Annotated in this window: 1 protein-coding gene; it reads right to left on the bottom strand. The window is 60.1% G+C overall.

Annotated elements, in window-relative coordinates; all coding sequences use genetic code 11:
- A partial coding sequence (locus tag A3AY_RS0107595; protein ID WP_018325081.1) for a hypothetical protein occupies positions 1-1408 on the bottom strand: 1408 nt, incomplete at both ends.

Here is a 1408-nt window from a genome sequence, read left to right as displayed (position 1 = left end):
GTCTGAGTGCGTCGGCCTCGCCGGCGGTAAATCCGGCACAGACGATCGCCACCTTCATCGCAGACTCCTGAAACAGTGGCACGCCCAGCGTCTTGCCGAGAACAGCCTCGAGTTCCGGCTTTGGATAGACGACCGCCTCCTTGCCTTCGCGCCGTCTTAGGTAAGGATGCACCATGTCGCCCTGTATCGGCCCTGGGCGAACGATCGCCACCTGGATGACCAGGTCGTAATAGGTCTGGGGTTTCAACCGCGGCAGCATAGACATCTGTGCCCGGGATTCGATCTGGAAAGTGCCGAGCGTGTCGGCCTTGCGGATCATTGCGTAAGTCGCCGGGTCTTCCTGTTCGATCGTCGCCAGATCGAGCGTCACGCCCTTGTGCTCCTGCAAAAGGGCAAAGCCTTTGGCCATGCAGGTGAGCATTCCCAAGGCAAGCACATCCACCTTCATGAACTTGAGCGCCTCGATATCGTCTTTGTCCCATTCGATCGTTTGCCGATCCTCCATCCGCGCCTGCTCGATCGGCACCAGTTCGTCGAGCCGGTCATTGGTCAGGACGAAGCCACCCGGATGCTGGCCCAGATGACGCGGAGCGCCCATCAACTGCTGCGCCAGCTCCAATGTCAGCTGCAGGCGGCGGTCGGACATGTTCATGTTCAGCTCGTTGACTTGCTTTTCACCGACGCCCTCCTTGCTCCAGCCCCAGACGCCTGAAGACAGCGCCGTGATCATGTCTTCGGGCAGGCCGAGCACCTTGCCGACATCGCGAAGCGCACCCTTGGCGCGGTAGCGGGTGACGGTCGCGCAAAGGGCAGCCTTCTGCCGGCCGTAGGTCTTATAGATCCACTGGATCACCTCTTCGCGCCTGGCATGTTCGAAATCGACGTCGATGTCGGGCGGCTCGTTGCGCTCTTCCGAGATAAAGCGCTCGAACAGAAGATCGTTTGCGGCCGGATCGATCGCCGTGATCCCCAGCACATAACAGACTGCAGAATTGGCGGCACTTCCTCGGCCCTGGCAGAGGATATCCTGAGATCGCGCAAAGCGGACGATGCTGTAGACGGTCAGGAAGTACGGGGCGTAGTCGAGTTTGCGGATCAGATCGAGTTCGTGGTTGAGGGTCTTCACTACATCATCCGGAACACCCTCGGGATAGCGATCGCGCGCACCCTCCCAGGTGAATTTTTCCAGCGTCTGTTGCGCTGTCAGGCCGGTGATGATCGCTTCCTCAGGGTATTGATAGGTCAGTTCGCTCATGTCGAAGCGACAGCGGTCGACAATCTCGCGGGTGCGGGCCAGTGCCTCGGGGTATCGGCTGAACAGACGGTGCATTTCCTCCGGCGGCTTCAAAAAACGATCGGCGTGCCTTTCGCGCAAGAAGCCGGCCTGATCGATGGTGGTGCGATGGCG

This window comes from Rhizobium giardinii bv. giardinii H152 (genome assembly GCF_000379605.1).
Lineage (GTDB): Bacteria > Pseudomonadota > Alphaproteobacteria > Rhizobiales > Rhizobiaceae > Pararhizobium > Pararhizobium giardinii.
This window is presented reverse-complemented; position numbering and strand designations above follow the sequence as displayed.